20 protein-coding genes and 1 other RNA gene are annotated in these 21,625 nt (G+C 64.6%); 8 read left to right on the top strand and 13 right to left on the bottom strand.

The window, feature by feature from the left end:
* Positions 1-50: 50 nt before the first annotated feature.
* The 13 genes from rfaE1 to gyrA form a co-directional block, all read right to left on the bottom strand.
* Entirely contained in the window at positions 51-1,001 is a 951-nt protein-coding gene (rfaE1, locus tag U4Z64_RS26180; RefSeq protein ID WP_124487829.1) for a D-glycero-beta-D-manno-heptose-7-phosphate kinase, read from the bottom strand.
* Positions 1,002-1,008: 7 nt separating this feature from the next.
* Positions 1,009-2,409, bottom strand: coding sequence for a UDP-glucose/GDP-mannose dehydrogenase family protein (locus U4Z64_RS26175; protein ID WP_321798336.1), 1,401 nt, complete (start codon positions 2,407-2,409; stop codon positions 1,009-1,011).
* A 90-nt stretch (positions 2,410-2,499) separates the two neighbouring features.
* Positions 2,500-3,672 (bottom strand): lipopolysaccharide assembly protein LapB, encoded by a 1,173-nt coding sequence (gene lapB, locus U4Z64_RS26170; protein WP_321821491.1) that lies wholly within the window; start codon positions 3,670-3,672, stop codon positions 2,500-2,502.
* Between the two features lie 53 nt (positions 3,673-3,725).
* Positions 3,726-4,019 carry a lipopolysaccharide assembly protein LapA domain-containing protein gene (locus U4Z64_RS26165; RefSeq protein WP_044844835.1) on the bottom strand — a complete coding sequence of 98 codons (294 nt, stop codon included), beginning with the start codon at positions 4,017-4,019 and terminating at the stop codon, positions 3,726-3,728.
* A 210-nt stretch (positions 4,020-4,229) separates the two neighbouring features.
* Complete coding sequence (locus U4Z64_RS26160; protein WP_034187427.1) at positions 4,230-4,553, bottom strand: integration host factor subunit beta; 324 nt, start codon at positions 4,551-4,553, stop codon at positions 4,230-4,232.
* Between the two features lie 22 nt (positions 4,554-4,575).
* The gene (rpsA, locus tag U4Z64_RS26155) at positions 4,576-6,288 is read right to left on the bottom strand and encodes a 30S ribosomal protein S1 (RefSeq protein WP_044844859.1); all 1,713 of its coding nucleotides are present in this window, start codon (positions 6,286-6,288) and stop codon (positions 4,576-4,578) included.
* Between the two features lie 142 nt (positions 6,289-6,430).
* On the bottom strand, positions 6,431-7,117 hold the full coding sequence (gene cmk / locus U4Z64_RS26150) for a (d)CMP kinase (protein ID WP_044844836.1): 687 nt from the start codon (positions 7,115-7,117) through the stop codon (positions 6,431-6,433).
* Between the two features lie 12 nt (positions 7,118-7,129).
* On the bottom strand, positions 7,130-8,434 hold the full coding sequence (gene aroA / locus U4Z64_RS26145) for a 3-phosphoshikimate 1-carboxyvinyltransferase (RefSeq protein WP_044844837.1): 1,305 nt from the start codon (positions 8,432-8,434) through the stop codon (positions 7,130-7,132).
* A gap of 20 nt (positions 8,435-8,454) precedes the next feature.
* Complete coding sequence (locus tag U4Z64_RS26140) at positions 8,455-9,381, bottom strand: prephenate dehydrogenase/arogenate dehydrogenase family protein (RefSeq protein ID WP_321821490.1); 927 nt, start codon at positions 9,379-9,381, stop codon at positions 8,455-8,457.
* Between the two features lie 187 nt (positions 9,382-9,568).
* The gene (gene pheA, locus U4Z64_RS26135) at positions 9,569-10,651 is read right to left on the bottom strand and encodes a prephenate dehydratase (RefSeq protein ID WP_321798325.1); all 1,083 of its coding nucleotides are present in this window, start codon (positions 10,649-10,651) and stop codon (positions 9,569-9,571) included.
* A 33-nt stretch (positions 10,652-10,684) separates the two neighbouring features.
* Positions 10,685-11,767: a 3-phosphoserine/phosphohydroxythreonine transaminase gene (serC, locus tag U4Z64_RS26130; protein WP_321798323.1), complete on the bottom strand. Its 1,083-nt coding sequence runs from the start codon at positions 11,765-11,767 to the stop codon at positions 10,685-10,687.
* Positions 11,768-11,939: 172 nt separating this feature from the next.
* Positions 11,940-12,539: a DUF2059 domain-containing protein gene (locus U4Z64_RS26125; RefSeq protein WP_044844860.1), complete on the bottom strand. Its 600-nt coding sequence runs from the start codon at positions 12,537-12,539 to the stop codon at positions 11,940-11,942.
* A gap of 83 nt (positions 12,540-12,622) precedes the next feature.
* The gene (gyrA, locus tag U4Z64_RS26120) at positions 12,623-15,226 is read right to left on the bottom strand and encodes a DNA gyrase subunit A (protein WP_321821489.1); all 2,604 of its coding nucleotides are present in this window, start codon (positions 15,224-15,226) and stop codon (positions 12,623-12,625) included.
* A 536-nt stretch (positions 15,227-15,762) separates the two neighbouring features.
* On the opposite strand from gyrA, the gene ompA reads away from it, so the two are divergent.
* From ompA to U4Z64_RS26080, 8 genes are all read left to right on the top strand, one after another.
* On the top strand, positions 15,763-16,434 hold the full coding sequence (ompA, locus tag U4Z64_RS26115; RefSeq protein ID WP_044844842.1) for an outer membrane protein OmpA: 672 nt from the start codon (positions 15,763-15,765) through the stop codon (positions 16,432-16,434).
* A gap of 152 nt (positions 16,435-16,586) precedes the next feature.
* Positions 16,587-17,285: a bifunctional 2-polyprenyl-6-hydroxyphenol methylase/3-demethylubiquinol 3-O-methyltransferase UbiG gene (gene ubiG / locus U4Z64_RS26110; RefSeq protein WP_044844843.1), complete on the top strand. Its 699-nt coding sequence runs from the start codon at positions 16,587-16,589 to the stop codon at positions 17,283-17,285.
* Between the two features lie 13 nt (positions 17,286-17,298).
* Positions 17,299-18,015 carry a phosphoglycolate phosphatase gene (gene gph / locus U4Z64_RS26105; RefSeq protein ID WP_044844844.1) on the top strand — a complete coding sequence of 239 codons (717 nt, stop codon included), beginning with the start codon at positions 17,299-17,301 and terminating at the stop codon, positions 18,013-18,015.
* Positions 18,016-18,032: 17 nt separating this feature from the next.
* Positions 18,033-18,402: a transfer-messenger RNA gene (gene ssrA, locus U4Z64_RS26100) on the top strand.
* Positions 18,403-18,565: 163 nt separating this feature from the next.
* Positions 18,566-19,813, top strand: a complete 1,248-nt coding sequence (locus U4Z64_RS26095; protein WP_175891466.1) for a tyrosine-type recombinase/integrase — start codon at positions 18,566-18,568, stop codon at positions 19,811-19,813.
* A gap of 84 nt (positions 19,814-19,897) precedes the next feature.
* Complete coding sequence (locus U4Z64_RS26090; protein WP_321821488.1) at positions 19,898-20,440, top strand: helix-turn-helix transcriptional regulator; 543 nt, start codon at positions 19,898-19,900, stop codon at positions 20,438-20,440.
* Positions 20,437-21,060, top strand: a complete 624-nt coding sequence (locus U4Z64_RS26085; RefSeq protein ID WP_321821487.1) for an ImmA/IrrE family metallo-endopeptidase — start codon at positions 20,437-20,439, stop codon at positions 21,058-21,060. The genes U4Z64_RS26090 and U4Z64_RS26085 overlap by 4 nt, the downstream gene beginning before the upstream one ends.
* A 172-nt stretch (positions 21,061-21,232) precedes the next feature.
* Positions 21,233-21,361, top strand: a complete 129-nt coding sequence (locus U4Z64_RS26080) for a hypothetical protein (protein ID WP_279609951.1) — start codon at positions 21,233-21,235, stop codon at positions 21,359-21,361.
* The last annotated feature ends 264 nt before the right edge of the window (positions 21,362-21,625 follow it).

Raw genomic sequence — 21,625 nt, 5'->3', positions numbered from 1 at the left:
TGCCTGAAAAATGGGAGCCGTCCGGCCGGCGCGTGCGCCGCCCGATGCGCTCAGTGAAACAGTTCGTCGTAGCCGACGGTCGCCGTGCCGAGCTTGCCGACCACGATACCCGCGGCACGGTTCGCCAGCACGACGGCGTCGACGAGCGGCACGCCTGCGCCGAGCATCGTCGCGACGGTCGCGATCACGGTATCGCCCGCCCCCGACACGTCGTACACCTCGCGCGCGAGCGCCGGCGCGTGCAGTTCGCCCGCGGCCGAAAAGAGCGTCATCCCCTCTTCCGAACGCGTGAGCAGCAACGCATCGAGATCGAGTTCCGCGCGCAGCTTCGCGACGCGCGCGCGAAGGTCGTCTTCCGAATGCCACTGACCGACGACTTCGCGCAACTCCGCGCGGTTCGGCGTGATCAGCGAGGCGCCGCGATAGCGCGCCCAGTCGCCGCCCTTCGGATCGACGAGCACCGGCTTGCCGGCCGCGCGCGCCTTCTCGATCATCGTCGTCACGTGCGTCAGCCCGCCTTTCGCGTAATCCGACATCAGCACGATGTCGTGCTGCGGCAGCAGCGCGTCGAACCGTGCGAGTCCGGCAAGCAGCACCTCGTGCGTCGGCATCGCCTCGAAATCGACGCGCAGCAGCTGCTGCTGGCGCGCAAGCACGCGCAGCTTGATGGTCGTCGGCAGCGCCGCGTCGCGCTCGAGATGGGGCGTGACGCCACTGCTGCCGAGCAGCTCGACGATCCGCTCACCGGGTTCGTCGCAGCCGACCACGCACAGCAGCCCGGCCTGGGCACCGAGCGTCACGGCGTTGCGCGCGACGTTGGCCGCGCCGCCGAGCCGCTCTTCCTGGCGCTGCACGTGCACGACGGGCACCGGCGCTTCCGGCGAAATACGGTCGACGTTGCCGAACCAGTAGCGGTCGAGCATCACGTCGCCGACCACGAGCACACGCGAACGCGCGAGCTGCGCGCGCGGGACCGGCACCACTTCGCGAAGGGTCGTCATCGTGCGCTCATCCACGGGAGGAGGACTGCGGATCGACATGCGGACGCCCGATCGCATGGTAGTCGAAGCCGAGTTCGGCCATCGCGTCCGGTTCGTACAGGTTGCGTCCGTCGAAGATCACCGGCGCCTTCAGTTCGGCCTTCAGGCGCGTGAAATCCGGGCTCCGGAATTCCTTCCACTCGGTGACGATCACGAGCGCATCCGCGGCGCTCACGGCCGCGTCCTGGGTATCGACGAAATGCAGACGCGCCAGCGCGTCGGAAGCCTCGCCGAGATCGAGCGCGAACACGCGGCGCGCCTCGTCGATCGCGACCGGATCGTACGCGCGCACGATCGCGCCGCGCCCGAGCAGCGCGCCGATCAGCCGACGGCTCGGCGCCTCGCGCATGTCGTCCGTATTCGGCTTGAACGCGAGGCCCCAGACCGCGAATTCGCGACCGGTCAGGTCCGCGCCGAAGCGCTGCTCGATCTTGCCGATCAGCACGTCCTTCTGCGCGGAGTTGGCCGCTTCGACGGCCTCCAGGATGCGCAGCGGCTGGCCGTTCTCGCCGGCGGTGCGGATCAGCGCCTGCACGTCCTTCGGGAAGCACGAGCCGCCGTAGCCGACGCCCGCGTACAGGAAGTGATAGCCGATGCGCGGATCGGAACCGATCCCGCGGCGCACGGCCTCGATGTCGGCACCGACCTTGTCGGCGAGATTCGACATCTCGTTCATGAACGAGATGCGGGTCGCGAGCATCGCATTCGCCGCATATTTCGCGAATTCCGCCGAACGCACGTCCATGTAGATCGTGCGCTCGTGATTGCGGTTGAACGGCGCGTACAGCTTCTTCATCCTCTCGCGCGCCACCGTGCCCGTCTCGTCGTCGTCGACGCCGATGACGATCCGGTCCGGTCGCATGAAGTCCTCGACTGCCGCGCCTTCCTTCAGGAATTCCGGATTCGATACGACCGAGAAACGGTGCGCGACGCTGCCCGCGAGCCCGCGGGCGCCGAGCGCCTCGTCGACCACCGCGCGCACGCGCTGCGCGGTGCCGACCGGCACCGTCGACTTGTCGACGATCACCTTGAAACCGGTCATGTAACGACCGATGTTGCGCGCGGCCTCGAGCACGTATTGCAGGTCGGCCGAACCGTCCTCGTCGGGCGGCGTGCCGACGGCGATGAACTGGATCTCGCCGTGCGCGACGCTCGCCTCGATGTCCGTCGAGAAGCGCAGACGCCCTGCCGCGCGATTGCGCGCGATGATGTCCAGCAGGCCCGGTTCGTGAATCGGCATCCCGCCGTTGTTCAGGATCTCGATCTTGCGCGGATCGACATCCAGACAGAAGACGTCGTGGCCGATCTCGGCGAGGCAGGAGCCTGTGACAAGACCGACATAGCCGGTGCCGATGATGGTGATTTTCATAGATGTTCCGGTACGTCCCGGTAATTGACTAACTTGCCCGCCGGGCCGGACCCGGCGGGAACCGCAGTGCGTCGGCGCCGCGCGCCGGGATCAACCCGGCATCGCAGGTTCGACGCGGCGCGGCGCATAGGTTTCCCAGCCGCTGCATCCGGGGCACTGCCAGTAGAAGAGCCGTGCCCGGAAACCGCAATTCTGGCACGTATAGCGTGGCAGATTTTTGGTGCGCTGCTTGATCAGCGCGCGCATCATTTCAAGTTCCTTACGGCGCGGCTCGTCGGCGGCCGCGATCTGCGCATCGAGCAGGTGCAGCATGCCCGACAGGTTCGGCGACTTCTCCATCTGCGTGCGCGCGAGCGTATGCGCCGCTTCCTGGCCGCGCAACCCGGCGATGTGCTGATACGCAACATCGAGCAGGTCGTTCGACGGATAGCGATCGACGTAGCCCATCAGCAGCTCGGCGCCCTCGACCGGCTTGTCGAGCGCGACATAGGCCTTCATCAGCTTGTCGGCGACGAGCGGCAGATAAGCGGGATTTTGCGCCTCGACGCGCTTCCAGTGCTCGATCGCGGCCGCGTGATCGCCCGCCGCCTGCGCGGCATCACCCGACAAGATCGTCGCGCGGACGTTCTGCGGGTTCGCGGCAAGCGCGAGCTTCAACTGCTCGGCCGCGGCCGCGGCGTTCTTGCGTTGCAGCGCGTCCTGCGCGAGTTCGCAGTGGAACTGCGCGATTTCGGTGCCGAGCGGCTTGTCGCTCATCGATTCGATGCGCTTCGCGGTGTCGATCGACTTGTTCCAGTCCTTCTCGATCTCGTAGATCGTCAGCAGCGCCCGCTGCGCGCCCAGCGCGTAGTCGCCGTCGGCGAGCCGGTGGAAGGCCTCCTCGGCACGATCGAGCAGGCCGGCCTTCAGGAAATCCTGGCCGAGTTCGTACAGCGCATGGTCGCGCTCGTTGACGGGCAGGTCCGTGCGGCTCAGCAGATTCTGGTGCACGCGGATCGCACGGTCCGTTTCGCCGCGACGGCGGAACAGGTTGCCGAGCGCGAAGTGCAGCTCGACCGTCTCGGGGTCGAGTTTCGCGACCTCGATGAACGCGTCGATCGCCTTGTCCGGTTGTTCGTTCAACAGAAAGTTCAGGCCGCGGAAATACGATCGCGGCAGGTTGGCGCTCTCCGACAGGAGGTTCTTCAGGTCATAGCGTGACGCCGCCCAGCCGAGCGCGAACGCCACCGGAATCGCGAGCAACCACCAGAAATCCAGATCCATGCGAAATATCGAAGCAGAGACGAAAACCGCGCGGGAGTCGCGCGGCGTCCGTGTTAAATGACGGGCGGCATCGGCGGCTGGTCGACGATGGCCGGGGTTTCGCGCGCCGCACGCAGATCGCGCTTCAGGCGCCCGTTCTCGAGGCGCAGGCGGAACATCGCCGGCAGTGCCGACAGCAGGCCGGCCAGCAGCCCGACGACGAAGAACGCGAGGCCGATCAGGATCAGCGGCGCTTGCCATGCGTAGCCGGCAACGAAATTCAGCGTCGCGGTTTGCGTATTGGCCAGTGCGAGCACCAGCAGCAGCACGAACACCAATACCCGGATCAGCCAGACGATAAACTTCATGTAGCCCTCTCTTTGTTGAGGTTTGCCGCGGCGCGCGACTCCCCTTCGCGGCGCCGAATCGACCCGTATTGTAAAGGAAGCGTTTCCGCGTCACCGCACATCCTGCGGATGCGCATTGCCGCACGGCAGCCGGAAATGAAAAAAGCGCCCGCAAGGGGCGCTTTTTTCTTCAGCCTTCGCCGGACGGATTCCGGGCAAGCCGAACGACGTTCAACGTTCGTCGTCCGGATCATCAGCTTTCAGCGGCTCGCCGGCGCGGCCGTCGACGCGTTCACGCAACTCCTTGCCGGGCTTGAAGTGAGGCACGAACTTCTCGGGCACCTGCACTTTCTCTCCCGACTTCGGGTTGCGTCCGACGCGTGCCGGGCGACGGTTGAGGCCGAAGCTGCCGAAACCCCGAATTTCGATGCGATGCCCTTTCGCCAGGGCGTCGGACATCGCATCGAGCATCGTTTTCACCGCGAAATCCGCATCCTTGAGGACAAGTTGCGGAAATCGCAGTGCCAGCTGCGCGACCAACTCGGATTTGGTCATACTTCAGCAGACCTCGTGAGGCTTACTGGTTCTGGCCGTCGAGCTTCGCCTTCAGCAGCGCGCCGAGGTTGGTCGTACCGGTCGCAGCAGCGCTGGTGTCCGACTGCAGGCCGCGGATCGCTTCCTGTTGTTCAGCCGAATCCTTCGCCTTGATCGACAGGTTGATGCCACGCGACTTGCGATCGATGTTGATCACCATCGCGTTGACCTTGTCGCCTTCCTTCAGCACGTTGCGTGCGTCTTCGACGCGATCCTGCGAGATTTCCGAAGCACGCAGGTAGCCTTCGATGTCGCCCGTCAGCGTGATGACAGCGCCCTTCGCATCGACCGACTTCACCACGCCGTCGACGATCGAACCCTTGTCGTTCATTGCAACGTAGTTGCTGAACGGGTCGCCTTCGAGCTGCTTGATGCCGAGCGAAATACGCTCCTTCTCGACGTCGATACCGAGCACGATCGCTTCGACTTCGTCGCCCTTCTTGTACTTGCGAACGGCTTCTTCGCCGGCTTCGCTCCACGACAGGTCCGACAGGTGGACCAGGCCGTCGATGCCGCCCGGCAGACCGATGAACACGCCGAAGTCGGTGATCGACTTGATTGCGCCCGTGATCTTGTCGCCCTTCTTGAAGTTGCGGCTGAAGTCATCCCACGGATTCGGCTTGCACTGCTTCATGCCGAGGCTGATACGACGACGGTCTTCGTCGATCTCGAGGACCATGACTTCGACTTCGTCGCCCAGCTGGACAACCTTCGACGGTGCAACGTTCTTGTTGGTCCAGTCCATTTCCGACACGTGGACGAGGCCTTCGATGCCCGATTCCACTTCGACGAATGCGCCGTAGTCGGTGATGTTCGTGACCTTGCCGAACAGGCGCGTGCCCGACGGGTAACGGCGCGAGATGCCTTCCCACGGATCGTCGCCCAGTTGCTTGATGCCCAGCGAGACGCGGTTCTTCTCTTGGTCGAACTTGAGGATCTTCGCGGTGACTTCCTGGCCAACCGACAGGACTTCGCTCGGGTGACGCACACGACGCCATGCGATGTCGGTGATGTGCAGCAGGCCGTCGATGCCGCCGAGGTCGACGAACGCGCCGTAGTCGGTGATGTTCTTGACGACGCCGTTGACGATCGCGCCTTCCTTCAGCGTCTCGAGCAGCTTCGCGCGCTCTTCGCCTTGCGTTGCTTCGATCACTGCACGACGCGACAGCACGACGTTGTTACGCTTGCGATCGAGCTTGATCACGCGGAACTCGAGCGTCTTGCCTTCGTACGGGGTCGTGTCCTTGACCGGACGCGTGTCGACCAGCGAACCCGGCAGGAACGCGCGGATGCCGTTGACCATCACGGTCATGCCGCCCTTCACCTTGCCGGTGATCGTGCCGGTGACGAGTTCGTTGTTGTCGAGGGCCTTTTCCAGCGACAGCCACGATGCCAGGCGCTTCGCCTTGTCGCGCGACAGGATCGTGTCGCCGTAGCCGTTTTCGAGTGCGTCGATCGCGACGGACACGAAATCGCCCGACTGCACCTCAACCTCGCCCTGATCGTTCAGGAATTCCTCGATCGGAATGTAAGCCTCGGACTTCAGGCCTGCATTGACGACCACGAAGTTGTGGTCGACGCGCACGACTTCGGCGGAAATCACTTCGCCGGCGCGCATGTCTTGACGGGTCAGCGACTCTTCGAACAGAGCCGCAAAGGATTCGGTATTCGGGGTGGAGGTTTGCAGGTCGGACATAAAAATCTGATTGTGCATGGCTCGCTGTGCCACGCCGGCCGGAATGGCAGGCTGAAAGGGCCAGATCGAGGTCCATACGGGGTTAAGGGTTCGAAACACGCTCCGCGCTGCTCGCGCGAAGCACCTACTGCCGCTCGCCTTCTCAGGCGGGCTGGCCGAGCGCCCGGTACCACTGCAGCACCTGGTCGACCGCTTCATCGACCGAAAGCGCCGACGTATCGAGCAGCTTGGCATCTGCCGCGGGCTTCAGCGGCGCGGCGGCGCGATTGCTGTCGCGCGCGTCACGTTCACGAAGATCCCGGAGCAAGTCATCTATATTAGCAGAAAAACCTTTTTGCATCAATTGCTTATGCCGTCTGGCCGCGCGCGCCTCGGCGCTGGCCGTCAGAAACACCTTCAGCACGGCGTCCGGGAAGATTACGGTGCCCATGTCGCGCCCGTCGGCGACGAGGCCCGGCGTCTTGCGGAATGCGCGCTGGCGCGCGACCAGCGCGGTACGCACCGGCCCGTGCACGGCAATCGCCGACGCGCGGTTGCCGACCGCTTCGGCGCGGATGTCGTTCGACACGTCGACGCCGTCGAGCTGCGCGCAGCCTTCGCGGAACGTGATGTGAAGATCGTCGATCAGCTTCACGAGCGCGTCGATGTCCTCCGCCGCGATGCCGTAGCGTACGCTCGCGAGCGCGGCGAGACGATACAGCGCGCCGCTGTCGAGCAGGTGGAAGCCGAGATGCGCGGCGACGAGCGCGGCGACGGTCCCCTTGCCGGAAGCTGTCGGACCGTCGATCGTGATGACGGGAGTCGGGTGAAAGGGTCGGGTCGATTTCATCGGTACGGTCGGTCAGGCCTTGGCGAGCGCGGCGAAGCGGTCGAAATAGTCGGGGAACGTCTTGCCGACGCACTTCGGATCGTTGATTCGCACGGGCACGCCGCCCAGACTGACGAGCGAGAAGCACATCGCCATCCGGTGATCGTCGTACGTGTCGATCGCGGCGTTCGGCGTGAGTTGTTGCGGCGGCGTGACGACCAGATAGTCGGGGCCTTCCTCGACGATCGCGCCGACCTTGCGCAACTCGGTCGCCATCGCGGCGATGCGGTCGGTTTCCTTCACGCGCCAGCTCGCGATGTTGCGCAGCGTGCTCGTGCCGCTCGCGAACAGCGCCGCGACCGCGATGGTCATCGCCGCGTCGGGAATCAGGTTGAAGTCCATGTCGATCGGCTCGAGCTTGCCATGGTCGTGGCCGATGCCGCGCACCTCGATCCAGTCGTCGCCCATCGATACGTTCGCGCCCATCTGCATCAGCGCATTCGCAAAGCCGACGTCGCCCTGGATGCTCGCGCGCCCTACGCCCTCGACGCGCAGCGGGCCGCCGCCGAGCGCGCCGGCCGCGAGGAAATACGAGGCCGACGACGCATCGCCCTCGACCATGATGCGCCCCGGCGAACGGTAGCGGACGCCGGCCGGCACGACGAAGCGCTGCCAGCCGTCGCGCTCGATGGTCACGCCGAAGCGCTCCATCAGCCGGATCGTGATGTCGATGTACGGCTTCGAGATCAGTTCGCCGTCGACTTCGACGACGATCCTGCCGTCCTTCGCCTTCACGAGCGGCAGCGTCATCAGCAGCGCGGTGAGGAACTGGCTCGACACGTCGCCGCGAACGCGGATCGGCGCGTCGACCGTGATCGCCGCAGGCTTGATCCGCAGCGGCGGAAAACCGTCGTTCTGCTCGTAGTCGATCTGCGCGCCGATCTGCCGCAGGCCGTCGACGAGGTCGCCGATCGGCCGCTCGTGCATGCGCGGCACGCCATGCACACGATAGTCGCCGCCATTGACCGCGAGCGCCGCCGTCAACGGTCGCACCGCGGTGCCCGCGTTGCCGAGGAACAGGTCGGCGGTCTTCGCGGTGAACGCGCCGCGCGTGCCGGTGACGACACAGGTGTCGCCGTCGCGCGCGAGCTTCACGCCGAGCTTGCCGAGCGCATCGAGCATCACGCGCGTGTCGTCGGAATCCAGCAGGTTGGTGATCGTCGTATCGCCTTCGGCAAGCGCCGCAAGCAGCAGCACGCGGTTCGAGATGCTCTTCGAGCCGGGCAGGCGCACGGTGCCCGACGCACTGGAATACGGGCCGAGATCGAGATAGTCCATGGGAATCGTCCTGTTTCCTGTTATTTCTTGACCGGTTCGGCAGCGGGCTGCGCGCCGCGTTCCTGCCATGCCTTGCGGGCCGCGCGCGAGCGCGTGAACACGGCTTCGAGCGCCGCGCCGTCGCCGGCATCGATCGCCGCACGCAGCCGGGCGAGCACGCGCGTGTAGCCGTCGAGCTCGTCGAGCAGCGCCGCGCGATTCGCGACACACACGTCGCGCCACATCTCCGGGCTCGACGCCGCGATCCGCGTGAAGTCGCGGAAGCCGCCCGCCGCATACGAGAATTTCAGTTCGGCATCCGTCTCGCCGAGGATCTGCTCGACGAGCGCGAACGACAGCACGTGCGGCAGATGGCTGATCGACGCGAACACGCGATCGTGCTGCGCCGTGCTCATCGTGCGCACGTCGGCGCCGGTCGCCCGCCACATCGCGTCGATCCGCGCGACCGCGTCGGGTGCGTTCTCCGGCAGCGGGCACAGCACGACGTTGCGGCCGACGTACAGATCCGGCAGCGCGGCCTCGACACCGCTCGACTCGCGCCCGGCGATCGGGTGGCCCGGCACGAATTGCGCGATCCGCTCACCGAGCACGTCGCGCGCCGCCGCGACGACATCGGACTTGGTGCTGCCCGCGTCGGTGACGAGCGTCGCGGCGTCGAGCCACGGGGCGATGCGCGCGAGCAACGGGCCCGTTTGCGCGACGGGCGCGGCCAGCAGCACGAGATCGGCGCCGGCAAGCGCGTCGCGCACTTGCGCATCGTCGTCGAGCGCCGCCGCGCGATCGATCACGCCGAGCGCGAGCGCGCGCTCGACCGACGCACGGGAACGGCCGACGCCGACGACTTCGCCCGCGCCGCCCGGCGCGCGCTCGCGCAGCGCGCGCGCCAGCGATCCGCCGATCAGGCCGACGCCGAAGATGACCAGTTTGTTGAATGCAAAGCCTGACACGACAAGAGCCAAGTGACGCGCGCGGAACGACGCCCCGCGCGCGGAAGTCCAGATTCCGGGCGACGGGCCCGCACCCGGCACGACCTGCACCGGATACCGCCCGAGCCCGCCTTGGGCAGCGCCGCCCGGCCTGCCCTGCCCGCTTCGCCGCGCCGCCTGCGCGGTGCAGGCGACGGGCCGCTGCGCGTCAGCGCGCGCGCGGATACGAACCGAGTACCTTCAGGAACGCGGCCTTCTGGCCGAGCTCCGCGAGCGCGGCGGCCACGGCTGGCTCGTCCCGGTGCCCTTCGATGTCGATGTAGAAGTAATACTCCCACGTGCCGACGCGCGCCGGGCGCGACTCGAAGCGGGTCATCGACACCCCGTGCCGCGCGAGCGGTTCGAGCAGCTTGAACACCGCGCCCGGCTCGTTCTTCACCGACACGATCAGCGAGGTCTGGTCGTGACCGCTCGGTCCGGCCGGCTGCTTGCCGATGATCACGAAGCGCGTGCGGTTGTGCGGATCGTCCTGAATCAGCGAGAACGCGATCTGCAGCCCGTAGTGCGCGGCCGCGCGGTCGCCCGCGATCGCCGCGACGCTCGGGTCGGCCGCCGCGAGACGCGCGGCCTCCGCGTTGCTCGACACCGCTTGCCGCTCGAGCTGCGGTGCATTCGCGGCGAGCCACTGCTGGCATTGCGCGAGTGCCTGCGCATGCGCGCAGACGCGCTTCACGCCGTCGAGCGTGCCGTTCTGCGTGAGCAGGTTGTGATGGATCGGCAGCGCGAGTTCGCCGCTGATCAGCAACTGCGTCTGCAGCAGCAGGTCGAGCGTGCGCGACACCGCGCCTTCGGTCGAATTCTCGACCGGTGCGATACCGAATGCGGACGCGCCCGCCTCGACCGAGCGGAACACCTCGTCGATCGACGGACACGGCAGCCCCTCGATCGACTGGCCGAAATACTCGAACATCGCCTGTTCGCTGTACGTGCCGACCGGCCCGAGGAACGCGACGTGGATCGTCTGCTCGAGCGCGCGGCTCGCGGCCATGATCTCGCGCCAGATGGCGCTGATGTGCTCGCTCGCGAGCGGCCCCGCGCTCATGTCCTGCAGGCGCGCGATCACCTGCAGCTCGCGTTCCGGCCGGAACACCGGCGCATTGAAATGCTTCTTGACCTCGCCCACCTCGAGCGCCACCGCGGCGCGCTGGTTGAGGAGCGCGATCAGCTGCGCGTCGATCGCATCGATGCGGTCGCGCAGCGGTTTCAGGCGGGAATTCAGTTCGTCGTCCATGCGTTTTGCCGTGCTGTTTGAACAGCGCCGCCGTCAGGCGCCGCGCCGTTCGAAGTCCTTCATGTACTCGACGAGCGCTTGCACGCCCTCGAGCGGCACCGCGTTGTAGATCGACGCCCGCATGCCGCCGACGGACTTGTGGCCCTTCAGCTGCAGCAACCCGCGCGCCTTTGCGCCGGCAAGGAAGTCTTCATTGCGCGTTTCGTCGGCCAGGAAAAAGGGCACGTTCATCCGCGAACGCACCGCCGGCTCGACCTTGTTCAGATAGAAGCTGCTCGCATCGATCGTGTCGTAGAGCAGCTTCGCCTTCTCGATATTGCGGGCCTCGATCGCCTCGAGGCCGCCCTGCCGCTTCAGCCACTGGAACACGAGGCCCGCGACGTAGATCGCATAGGTGGGCGGCGTGTTGTACAGCGAGTTGTTCTCGGCGACGGTTTTCCATTCGAATGCGGACGGGCAGATCGACAGCGCGCGATCGAGCAGATCCTCGCGCACGATCACGACCGTCACGCCGGCCATCCCGATGTTCTTCTGCGCGCCGCCGAACAGCACGCCGTACTTCGCGACGTCCATCGGGCGCGACAGGATGTGCGACGAGACATCGGCGACGAGCGGCACGTCGCCGAGGTCGGGAATCTCGAACGTCTCGACGCCGTCGATCGTCTCGTTCGTGCACAGATGCACGTAGGCCGGATCGTCCGACAGCTGCCATTCGGCACGGGCAGGCGCGCGCGTGAAACCGTCGGCCGTCTTGCCGGAGGCGGCCAGATGCGGCGTGCCGTATTTCTTCGCTTCGTTGAACGACTTCTGCGACCACGAGCCCGTCACGACGAAGTCGGCGGTCTTGCGCGCGCCGAGCAGGTTCATCGGCACGATCGCGTTCTCGGCGATGCCGCCGCCCTGCAGGAACAGGATCCGGTGGCTGGCCGGCACATCGAGCAGGTCGCGCAGGTCGGTCAGCGCCGCCTCGTGGATCGACATGAATTCCTTGCCGCGATGGCTCATCTCCATCACGCTCATGCCGCTGCCGTGCCAGTCGAGCATTTCGTCGGCGGCCTGCCGCAGCACTTCCTCGGGGAGCGCCGCAGGACCGGCGGAGAAATTAAAGACGCGCATCGTGAAAACCTCGGGAGGGACGCGACCGGCTTGCGACCGGCTTGCCGCCGGCAGAAAGAACCGCGCCTGAAAAGAAATGGCCGCTTGCGCTCGCGCGCAAACGGCCATTATCGCACTGTCATCAGGCTCCCGCCAAACCCGGCCGAACGGCCGGGCGGCGTGCCCGGACGGCTTACTTGCCCGGCTTGACTGCCGCGACTTCCTTGTCAGCCTGCGCGCGCGTCGCCTGGATCGCTTGCGGCATGTACTTCTGCATCAGGCCGTTGACCACGTCGCGGCCGACCTGATCCTGAACCTGGATGAACTTGCGGCCCGTCGGGCTCTTGTAGAACGTCGTCAGATCCTTGATCTCCGACGTGCTGTAGTACTTCGCATAGGCGTCGTACTGAGCCGACATCGCGTCGTTCTGGAACTGCTGCGAGCCGAACACCTTGCCCGCGCCGTCAACCAGCTTCGGCACCGCGTTCTTCTGCAGCGTCGGCACGGCAGCCTGCTTCTGCTTGTCGTTCAGCGACTTGTTTTCCGACAGCGCGTCCGACAGGATCGCCGGCACGAGCTGCTTTGCCTGCATCTCGGCGCTGTTGCCGATAGCCGACACGAGCTTCGGCGCGTCGATCGCGTCGAGCAGATCCTTGATCGCTGCCTTCTTGTCGGCGTCGATCGGCGCAGCTGCCGCGGTCGCAGCCGGTGCGGAATTCGACAGCGCTTGCGCCATCGCGAACGTCGGCACCAGTGCAGCCAGCAGAACCAGTTGCTTGAATTGCTTTTGCATCATCACTCCCTTTTGGAAATATGAATGGTTGCTCGCCGACCGCGGCGCTTTTCGCCCGCGGCGGCTCGAGTCTCATCCGTTCTTCAGGCTTCGCCGTCCGACGCCTCGTCGGCCTCGCCATCGCCCTCTTCGGCTTCCGCGATCTGCTGCAGGCCGGAGAGCTTGGTACCCTCATCGAGACTGATGAGTGTAACACCTTGCGTGGCGCGCCCCATTTCGCGAATCTCGGACACACGCGTCCGGATCAACACGCCGGCGGTCGTGATCAGCATGATCTGATCCTCGGCGTCGACGAGCGTCGCGGCGACGACCTTGCCGTTGCGCTCGGACGTCTGGATCGCGATCATCCCCTTCGTGCCGCGGCCGTGACGCGTGTACTCGGTGATCGGCGTGCGCTTGCCGTAGCCGTTTTCGGTCGCGGTGAGCACGGTCTGCTCCTCGCTGCCGGCAACCAGCAGCGCGATGACCTGCTGCCCGTCCTCGAGCTGCATGCCGCGCACGCCGCGCGCTTCCCGGCCCATCGGGCGCACGTCGTTCTCGTCGAAGCGCACGGCCTTGCCGGCGTCGGAGAACAGCATCACGTCGTGCGCGCCGTCGGTGATCGAGGCGCCGATCAGGTAATCGCCCTCGTCGAGGCCGACCGCGATGATGCCCTTCTTCATCGGGCGGCTGAATGCCTCGAGCGGCGTCTTCTTCACGGTGCCGAGCGACGTCGCCATGAACACGAACTTGTCGGCCGAGAACTCCTTGACCGGCAGCACGACGTTGATCTTCTCGCCTTCCTGCAGCGGGAACATGTTGACGATCGGACGGCCGCGCGAGTTGCGCGAGCCTTGCGGCACTTCATAGACCTTGACCCAGTACACGCGGCCGCGGTTCGAGAAGCACAGGATGTAGTCGTGCGTGTTCGCGATGAACAGCGTCTCGATCCAGTCGTCTTCCTTCATCTGCGTCGCCTGCTTGCCGCGACCGCCGCGCTTCTGCGCGCGATACTCGGACAGCGGCTGCGACTTCACGTAGCCCGCGTGCGACATCGTGACGACCATGTCCTGCGGCGTGATCAGGTCTTCGGTATTCAGCTCGGTCGCGTTCAGCTCGATCTTCGAGCGGCGCGCGTCGCCGAATTCGGCCTTCACCGACGTCAGCTCTTCGCCGATCATCGTCGTGATCCGCTCCGGGCGCGCGAGGATGTCCAGCAGGTCGGCGATCTGCGCCATCACTTCGCGGTACTCGCCGATGATCTTATCCTGCTCGAGACCGGTCAGGCGCTGCAGACGCATCTGCAGGATTTCCTGCGCCTGCGTGTCGGACAGACGGTACAGCCCGTCGGTCTGCATCCCGAACGCCGGGTTCAGGCCTTCCGGACGGTACGCGGAGCGGCCGCCCGCGGATGCGTTCTCGGTCTCGGCGCGCATCAGCATCTCGCGCACGAGCGACGAATCCCACGGCTTCGCCATCAGTTCCTGCTTCGCGATCGGCGGCGTCGGCGCGGCCTTGATGATCGCGATGAACTCGTCGATGTTCGCGAGCGCGACCGCGAGACCTTCGAGCACGTGGCCGCGTTCGCGGGCCTTGCGCAGTTCGTAGATCGTGCGGCGCGTCAGCACTTCGCGTCGATGCGACAGGAAGCACTGCAGGATTTCCTTCAGGTTCAGCAGCTTCGGCTGGCCATCGACCAGCGCGACCATGTTCATACCGAACGTGTCCTGCAGCTGCGTCGCCTTGTACAGGTTGTTCAGCACCACTTCGGGCACTTCGCCGCGCTTCAGCTCGATCACGACGCGCATGCCGCTCTTGTCGGACTCGTCGCGGATGTCGGAGATGCCCTCGAGCTTCTTCTCGTTGACGAGCTCGGCAATGCGCTCGAGCAGCGAGCGCTTGTTCACCTGGTACGGCAGCTCGTCGACGATGATCGCCATCCGCTGGCCGCGGTCGATCTCCTCGAAGTGCGTGGCCGCGCGCATCACGACGCGGCCGCGCCCGGTGCGGTAGCCGTCGCGCACGCCGGCGACGCCGTAGATGATGCCGGCCGTCGGGAAGTCCGGCGCCGGGATGATCTCGATCAGCTCGTCGATCGTCGCTTCCGGGTTGCCCAGCAGGTGCTGGCACGCGTCGACGACTTCGTTCAGGTTGTGCGGCGGGATGTTGGTCGCCATGCCGACCGCGATGCCCGACGAGCCGTTGATCAGCAGGTTCGGGATGCGCGACGGCAGGACCGACGGCTGCATCTCGTTGCCGTCGTAGTTCGGCTCGAAGTCGACCGTTTCCTTGTCGATGTCGGCGAGCAGCTCGTGACCGATCTTCGCCATGCGAATTTCGGTGTAACGCATCGCCGCGGCGTTGTCGCCGTCGATCGAGCCGAAGTTGCCCTGCCCGTCGATCAGCATGTAGCGCAGCGAGAAGTCCTGCGCCATCCGCACGATCGTGTCGTACACCGCGGTATCGCCGTGAGGGTGATACTTACCGATCACGTCACCGACGATACGCGCCGATTTCTTGTACGCGCGGTTCCAGTCGTTGTTCAGTTCGTGCATCGCGAACAATACGCGCCGGTGCACGGGTTTCAGGCCATCGCGGACATCCGGAAGGGCACGTCCGACGATCACGCTCATCGCGTAATCGAGATACGAACGGCGCATTTCCTCCTCTAGGGAGGTGGGCAGGGTCTCTTTGGCGAATTGATCCATGTATCCGTATCGTTTCGGAGCGAAGACGGCGAACGCCTTTCGCGTGGGCGCTGCATGCGCAACGCAACGCGAGATTCTAACATGCGCCCATCAGCCGCCGATTCGCCACCCCCTCTATATGTAAACAGCAAAAATCGCGACCACGGCAGCAGCACGGCGAACCGGCCGCGATCGCGCCCCTTCAGGCGGCTCGGGGGCCGCGCGGATCCGAGTCGCGCACGCGGGTAAACATTTGCGGCCTTTCGCGCAATTTCGCGGACCCACTCTTGACAATCTCTAAAAGTTACGGCAGGCCGGTGTTGCGCATGCACCACAAAGTTGAAGCGATCTTAGGGTGGGGAGGATTTTTTTTCGTAGGAAGGGAACGATATGGCAAAATGCCAACGCACTGAAAGTTAGACGCTGCTCGAAGTCTACACAGAGCGGTGCCGCGTTTTTTGTGCCGCACCAATGTTATACTTCGAGCAATGTATGACTTGTCACCGTCAACAGGCTCGCAGTAAACCTGCGGTAATCTCAATTTCGAGAGGAGAAATATGAATAAACTTTCAAAGCTCGCGTTCATTGCAGCTACCGCAGTTATGGCTGCATCCGCTTCGGCACAGTCGGTGCCGGCGTCGCGTCAAGCCGTCAACGACAACTGGGTGAACGGCACGGGCGAATGGGTGTGGATGAACGGCACGAACGAGCTCTGCTGGCGTGACGCGTTCTGGACGCCGGCCACCGCCAACGCGAAGTGCGATGGCGCACTGGTCGCCCAGGCACCGGCACCGGCACCGGTCGCTCCGGTCGCTCCGGCAATCACGAGCCAGAAGATCACGTATCAAGCCGACGCACTGTTCGACTTCGACAAGGCAACGCTCAAGCCGCTGGGCAAGCAAAAGCTGGACGAACTGGCTTCGAAGATCCAGGGCATGAACACGGAAGTGGTCGTCGCTACGGGCTACACGGACCGCATCGGTTCGGACAAGTACAACGACCGTCTGTCGCTGCGCCGTGCGCAAGCCGTCAAGTCGTACCTGGTCAGCAAGGGTGTCCCGGCCAACAAGATCTACACGGAAGGCAAGGGCAAGCGCAACCCGGTCACGACGGGCTGCAACCAGAAGAACCGCAAGCAACTGATCGCCTGCCTCGCACCGGACCGCCGCGTGGAAGTCGAAGTGGTCGGTACGCAAGAAGTCCAGAAGACGACCGTTCCGGCACAGTAAGCCGCGGTTTTCGACTGCTTCAAAGCCCCGCTCCGGCGGGGCTTTTTCTTTGACGCCCGCCCAGGCGCTCGCTGGCCTCGTTGTGCGCCCCCTTATATACTCGGGGCTGACGTACCGACGCATCGCCCTCCTTCCGTAGCCCGTTTGCCGACATGACCAACGCCGATCCGCACGAACTCCAGAAATTCAGCGACCTCGCCCATCGGTGGTGGGATCCGAATGCCGAATTCAAGCCCCTGCACGACCTGAACCCGGTCCGGCTCGGCTGGATCGATTCGCATGCGCACCTCGCCGGCAAGCGCGCGCTCGATATCGGCTGCGGCGGCGGCATCCTGTCCGAATCGATGGCCGGACTCGGCGCGCAGGTGAAAGGCATCGACCTGTCGACCGAAGCGCTCGGCGTGGCCGACCTGCACAGCCTCGAAAGCGGCATCACGGTCGATTACGAGGCGATCGCCGCCGAAGCGATTGCCGAACGCGAGCCGGGCACCTACGACGTCGTCACGTGCATGGAAATGCTCGAGCACGTCCCGTCGCCGGCCGGCGTCGTCGCCGCGTGCGCGACGCTCGTGAAGCCGGGCGGCTGGGTGTTCTTCTCCACGCTGAACCGCAACCTGAAGTCCTACCTGTTCGCAGTGATCGGTGCGGAGTACATCGCGCAGATGCTGCCGAAGGGCACCCACGACTACGCGCGCTTCATCCGCCCGTCGGAACTGGCGAGCTTCGTGCGCGGGACCGATCTGCATATCGTGGAGATCAAGGGCATCACCTATCACCCGATCGGCAAGCGCTTCGCGCTGTCGAACGATACCGACATCAACTATCTCGTCGCGTGCCGCCGCGGCGCGTGACCTTCCGACCGGCATGACGACTCCCCTTTCGACCGGGCGGCCCGCACTCGACGAGCCGCGCCTGCTGCACTGCGATGCCGTGCTGTTCGACCTCGACGGCACGCTCGCCGACACGGCGCCCGATCTCGCCGCCGCCGTCAACAAGATGCAGCGCGTGCGCGGCCTGCCCGAAACGTCGCTCGACGTGCTGCGGCCGCTGGCATCGGCCGGCGCGCGCGGCCTGCTTGGCGGCGCATTCGGCATCGACCCGCAATCGGCCGGCTACGAAGCGATGCGCGACGAGTTCCTGACCAATTACGCGACGGACATCTGCGTGCACACCGTGCTGTTCCCCGGCATCGGCGACGTGCTCGACGAACTCGATGCGCGCGGCGTGCGCTGGGGCATCGTCACGAACAAGGCGATGCGCCTCACCGCGCCGCTCGCCGACCTGCTCGGCCTTGCGCCGCGCGCGGCCTGCATCGTCGGGGGCGACACAACGCCGCACTCGAAACCGCATCCAGCCCCGCTGCTGCACGCGGCCGGACAGATGACGCTCGCGCCCGAGCGCATCGTCTATGTCGGCGACGACCTTCGCGACATCCAGGCCGGCAGCGCTGCAGGGATGGCAACCGTCGCGGCTGCCTATGGCTACTGCGGCGACGGTGCCGCGCCGGCCGACTGGCAGGCGCAGCATCTCGTCGGCTCGACGCAGGAACTACGCGAACTGTTGCGCGATGTTGGGCTATAATGTTTGATCTTATCCGCGGGGGCGACCTGGTTTCGACAGGGGTTGTGAAGCGGCTAGGGCATGTCGAGGACCCGTCACCTCGTTAATCAATGGGAAAATCGTAACTGCAAACGACGATACGTTCGCACTGGCAGCCTAACGGCCGCCGTCCTCTGCCTAGTTCACTGACGGGCTAGTGTCGCAAGACCGGTAGCAATACCGCCAGAGGTCATTTACGTCAGTTAAGCCCTGTCGGCGTCGCGACGCCAGGGTCGAAAACCTAGCGAATCGCCGTAGTGCAGCGTGTTCGTCCGCGTCGCTGCGGTTAAATCAAATGACTGAACTAAACATGTAGAACTAGTCGTGGAGCGCTTCTGGACGCGGGTTCGATTCCCGCCGCCTCCACCAAATTTTCTTCCGAAGTGTTCCCAGGAAGTACAGAAACCCGCGATGGCTCAAGGCTTCGCGGGTTTTTTCATTCCAGAGTGTTCCGGTATGTTCCATGGACAGCCGGTGGTATCGGGTGGTATTTTCGGTGGCATCTTGCTATACCACCGCCCCCGATACCACCATGCCGCTCACCGACACACAGATCAGGAACGCCCGCTACAACCCGGACGGCACCGGCAATCGCCTTTCCGACGGCGGACGCATGTACCTCCAGATCGTCCAGTCCGGAGCGAAATACTGGCGACTCAACTACCGCTTCAACGGCAAAGACAAAACTCTGGCCCTCGGCGTCTATCCGGATGTGTCGCTGGCAGCGGCACGCAAGAAGCGCGACGAGGCGCGCGAGAAGCTGGCCGCGGGCATAGACCCCGGAGAGTCCAAGAAGGCAGAGAAACGCACCCAGCGCCTCAATGCCGAAAATTCGTTCGAGGCCATTGCTCGCGAGTGGCACGCAAAATACGCATCGTCATGGTCGGAAAGCCACGGCTCCCGAATCCTGCGCCGCCTTGAGGTAGACGCATTTCCGTGGATAGGCGGCAAGCCGATTGCCGACCTCGCGCCGCCCGACGTGCTCGACGTGCTGCGCCGGGTCGAAAAGCGCGGCGCGCTCGAAACGGCCCATCGCCTGCACGCGAACATCGGCCAGGTGTGCCGCTATGCGGTAGCGACCGGCCGCGCCTCGCGCGATGTGACCGCCGACCTTCGTGGCGCGCTGCCGCCGGTGCAGCAAGAGCACATGGCCGCGCTCACCGATCCGAAACAGGTCGCCGAGTTGCTGCGCGCGATCGACGGCTACCAAGGCACCTTCCCGGTGATATGCGCCCTTCGCCTCGCCCCGCTGCTCTTTCAACGGCCCGGCGAACTGCGCGCCGCCGAGTGGGCCGAGCTCGATCTCGACGCCGGGGTCTGGGAGATTCCGAGCGACCGAATGAAGCGCACCAAACAGGGCAAGGCATCCGGAGGCGCTCACATCGTGCCGCTGTCATCTCAGGCAGTCGCGGTTCTGCGCGAGTTGCGCGCACTGACGGGGAATGGTCGCTTCTTGTTCCCAAGCGTCCGGACAAAAGATCGCCCTATGTCGGACAACACGATCAATGGCGCGCTGCGCCGGCTGGGTTATGACGGCGACACGATGACCGGTCACGGCTTCCGCGCGATGGCCCGCACGATCCTAGATGAGGTGCTGGGCCTACCCGCGGCAATCATCGAGGCGCAGCTCGCGCATGCCGTGAAAGACCCACTCGGGCGCGCGTACAACCGCACCGCCCACCTGCCCCAGCGTCGAGAAATGATGCAGCTGTGGGCTGACTACCTCGACCGGCTCAAAGCAGGCGCAGACGTCATCCCGATCAATGCGGCAACAAGGTAGAACGCGACGGCATCCGTGTCGAGAGCATTTCGCCTTACAAAAGAATGACGCTGCCCGACGCGACCTTCGCGGACCAGATGGAGCATGAAACCCTTCCGCGCCGTCGCTCTCGATCGAGATTTCCACCGACCGAAGCAATTCAGGCGAGCGTTGCCATTACGCAACACAGCGAATGCCTTCTCATTCGAGATAATCTATTCACAAATTTGTGAATTGCTATACAATCCAGCTAACACCCTTACCGGGAGAGGACATGCCATGAAACTTACACCCTTTGGCGAAACGGTTCGCCACCTTCGGATGCGGTACGACGCATCGCTGAAGTCCATGGCAGAGGCAATGCAAATCAGTTCGTCGTATCTCAGCGGCATTGAGTATGGCGAGCGTCGCCTGCTGCAGAAACACGTGGATTCCGCACTGGCATTTTTCCGCGGTCGCGCAACCGACGAAGAGTTGGCGAACTTGCGTGACGCCGCAGCGCGTTCAAAGGACGTAATGGCGCTGGAGGCGCTTACGCCGGACGCTCGCGGGCTGGTCGCTGCATTTGCTCGGCGACTGCAGGAAGGCGGAGTCCCGACGCCGGAAATTCACGAGTGGATTGCGAAGAAAGAGGTGAAGAGTAAATGACGACACTTGGAACCGCCACGCAAGGCGCGCGCACCCCGTCGGGGATGAAGGTAGCGCCCACCAGCTATGAGAAGCTCGAGCGGGCCGCGAAGGATCTGCGGCCGCTCCTGCCGACGCTGTCGCGCACGGGACGCTCGAGTATGGCAATCGATTGTGTCCGCGTGCTGGAGCAGACGCTGCCCCGAGCCGGATACAACTACATGATCGAGGCCGTCGACGACTTGAAAGACTGCGCAGCCTTCACGATCCCCGAGCGCAACATCGTAGTACTGCGCGAGGATGTGTACGAAGGCTTGTTCGACGACTCGCCGTTCTCACGAAGCACGGTGATCCACGAACTGGCTCATATCGTGCTTCGGCACCATGTGACTCTGCATCGAGGGGCGATCCTCGGACAGCATCAGTTCTGCGAGGACTCCGAATGGCAAGCCAAGGCGCTGACCGCAGCCGTAATGATGTCGATTGAAGCTTGCCGTGAGGCCCGTTCGGCGCATGAACTTGCACAGGCATGCGGAACTAGTGATCAAGCAGCGGGTTACCGGATCGAAAATCTCGTCAAGCGACGGGTGATCGAACCGAAGTGGCAGCAAGGCTTGTTCGATTTTCCGTTCGGAAAGTAATAAGGGTCGATAGCGCTGCGAACGCTTTCGACCCTTGGGGAAAACGCGAAGACTCAAAGTGCCCATGAGCGACGCGTCTTGACTGCTTGGTTGTGGCGACCTGCATGATAGTCACGGAGTTGGTGTCTGTCAAATGTCAAGTTGGATGTTGGGTGCGCCTCGGAGCATTGATATGTCCAAAAGCGACAACAACGACGAGCAGGTCATCTATCGGATGACCATTACGGTCAAAGGGAAGGTGATTCGCCGTCCTAATGGCCAGCCGTTCCGCATCGTTCTTCGCAAGAAGAAGGATAAGTAACGGACGAGAGTGGTGAAACCCAGCCCCTCAGAGAACCTGAGGGGCTGCTTCTTTTGTGGGATCACAAGCAAGCAGCCTATTCGGCACGATAGGTCAACGGATCCGCCAACCAGCGATGCACCTCCTCATTCCGCCAGACGTCGCAGCGCCCCGCCCTTTGGATGTACGCTCGTACTTGCGGGCCTGAGCGCAACATCCGCCACCGACGCGGCGAAACCTCAGGATGGGCTGCTGGCGCGGGGTTCCCGGCACCTGACACACAAA

The sequence above is a fragment of the Burkholderia sp. BCC1996 genome, from assembly GCF_905339955.1.
In the GTDB taxonomy this organism is placed as follows: domain Bacteria; phylum Pseudomonadota; class Gammaproteobacteria; order Burkholderiales; family Burkholderiaceae; genus Burkholderia.
The sequence above is the reverse complement of the archived record's forward strand: the minus strand, read 5'-3'. Positions and strand labels throughout refer to the sequence as shown.

Coding starts and splice junctions, on each gene's coding strand:
- aroA (WP_044844837.1), bottom strand. CDS start 8,434: ATGGACTATCTCGATCTCGGCCCGTATTCCAGTGCGTCGGGCACCGTG.
- ubiG (WP_044844843.1), top strand. CDS start 16,587: ATGACCAACGCCGATCCGCACGAACTCCAGAAATTCAGCGACCTCGCC.
- pheA (WP_321798325.1), bottom strand. CDS start 10,651: ATGGACGACGAACTGAATTCCCGCCTGAAACCGCTGCGCGACCGCATC.
- serC (WP_321798323.1), bottom strand. CDS start 11,767: ATGCGCGTCTTTAATTTCTCCGCCGGTCCTGCGGCGCTCCCCGAGGAA.
- U4Z64_RS26125 (WP_044844860.1), bottom strand. CDS start 12,539: ATGCAAAAGCAATTCAAGCAACTGGTTCTGCTGGCTGCACTGGTGCCG.
- gyrA (WP_321821489.1), bottom strand. CDS start 15,226: ATGGATCAATTCGCCAAAGAGACCCTGCCCACCTCCCTAGAGGAGGAA.
- rpsA (WP_044844859.1), bottom strand. CDS start 6,288: ATGTCCGACCTGCAAACCTCCACCCCGAATACCGAATCCTTTGCGGCT.
- ompA (WP_044844842.1), top strand. CDS start 15,763: ATGAATAAACTTTCAAAGCTCGCGTTCATTGCAGCTACCGCAGTTATG.
- U4Z64_RS26095 (WP_175891466.1), top strand. CDS start 18,566: ATGCCGCTCACCGACACACAGATCAGGAACGCCCGCTACAACCCGGAC.
- U4Z64_RS26090 (WP_321821488.1), top strand. CDS start 19,898: ATGAAACCCTTCCGCGCCGTCGCTCTCGATCGAGATTTCCACCGACCG.
- rfaE1 (WP_124487829.1), bottom strand. CDS start 1,001: ATGACGACCCTTCGCGAAGTGGTGCCGGTCCCGCGCGCGCAGCTCGCG.
- U4Z64_RS26085 (WP_321821487.1), top strand. CDS start 20,437: ATGACGACACTTGGAACCGCCACGCAAGGCGCGCGCACCCCGTCGGGG.
- cmk (WP_044844836.1), bottom strand. CDS start 7,117: ATGAAATCGACCCGACCCTTTCACCCGACTCCCGTCATCACGATCGAC.
- U4Z64_RS26165 (WP_044844835.1), bottom strand. CDS start 4,019: ATGAAGTTTATCGTCTGGCTGATCCGGGTATTGGTGTTCGTGCTGCTG.
- U4Z64_RS26080 (WP_279609951.1), top strand. CDS start 21,233: ATGTCCAAAAGCGACAACAACGACGAGCAGGTCATCTATCGGATGACC.
- U4Z64_RS26160 (WP_034187427.1), bottom strand. CDS start 4,553: ATGACCAAATCCGAGTTGGTCGCGCAGCTGGCACTGCGATTTCCGCAA.
- gph (WP_044844844.1), top strand. CDS start 17,299: ATGACGACTCCCCTTTCGACCGGGCGGCCCGCACTCGACGAGCCGCGC.
- U4Z64_RS26175 (WP_321798336.1), bottom strand. CDS start 2,409: ATGAAAATCACCATCATCGGCACCGGCTATGTCGGTCTTGTCACAGGC.
- lapB (WP_321821491.1), bottom strand. CDS start 3,672: ATGGATCTGGATTTCTGGTGGTTGCTCGCGATTCCGGTGGCGTTCGCG.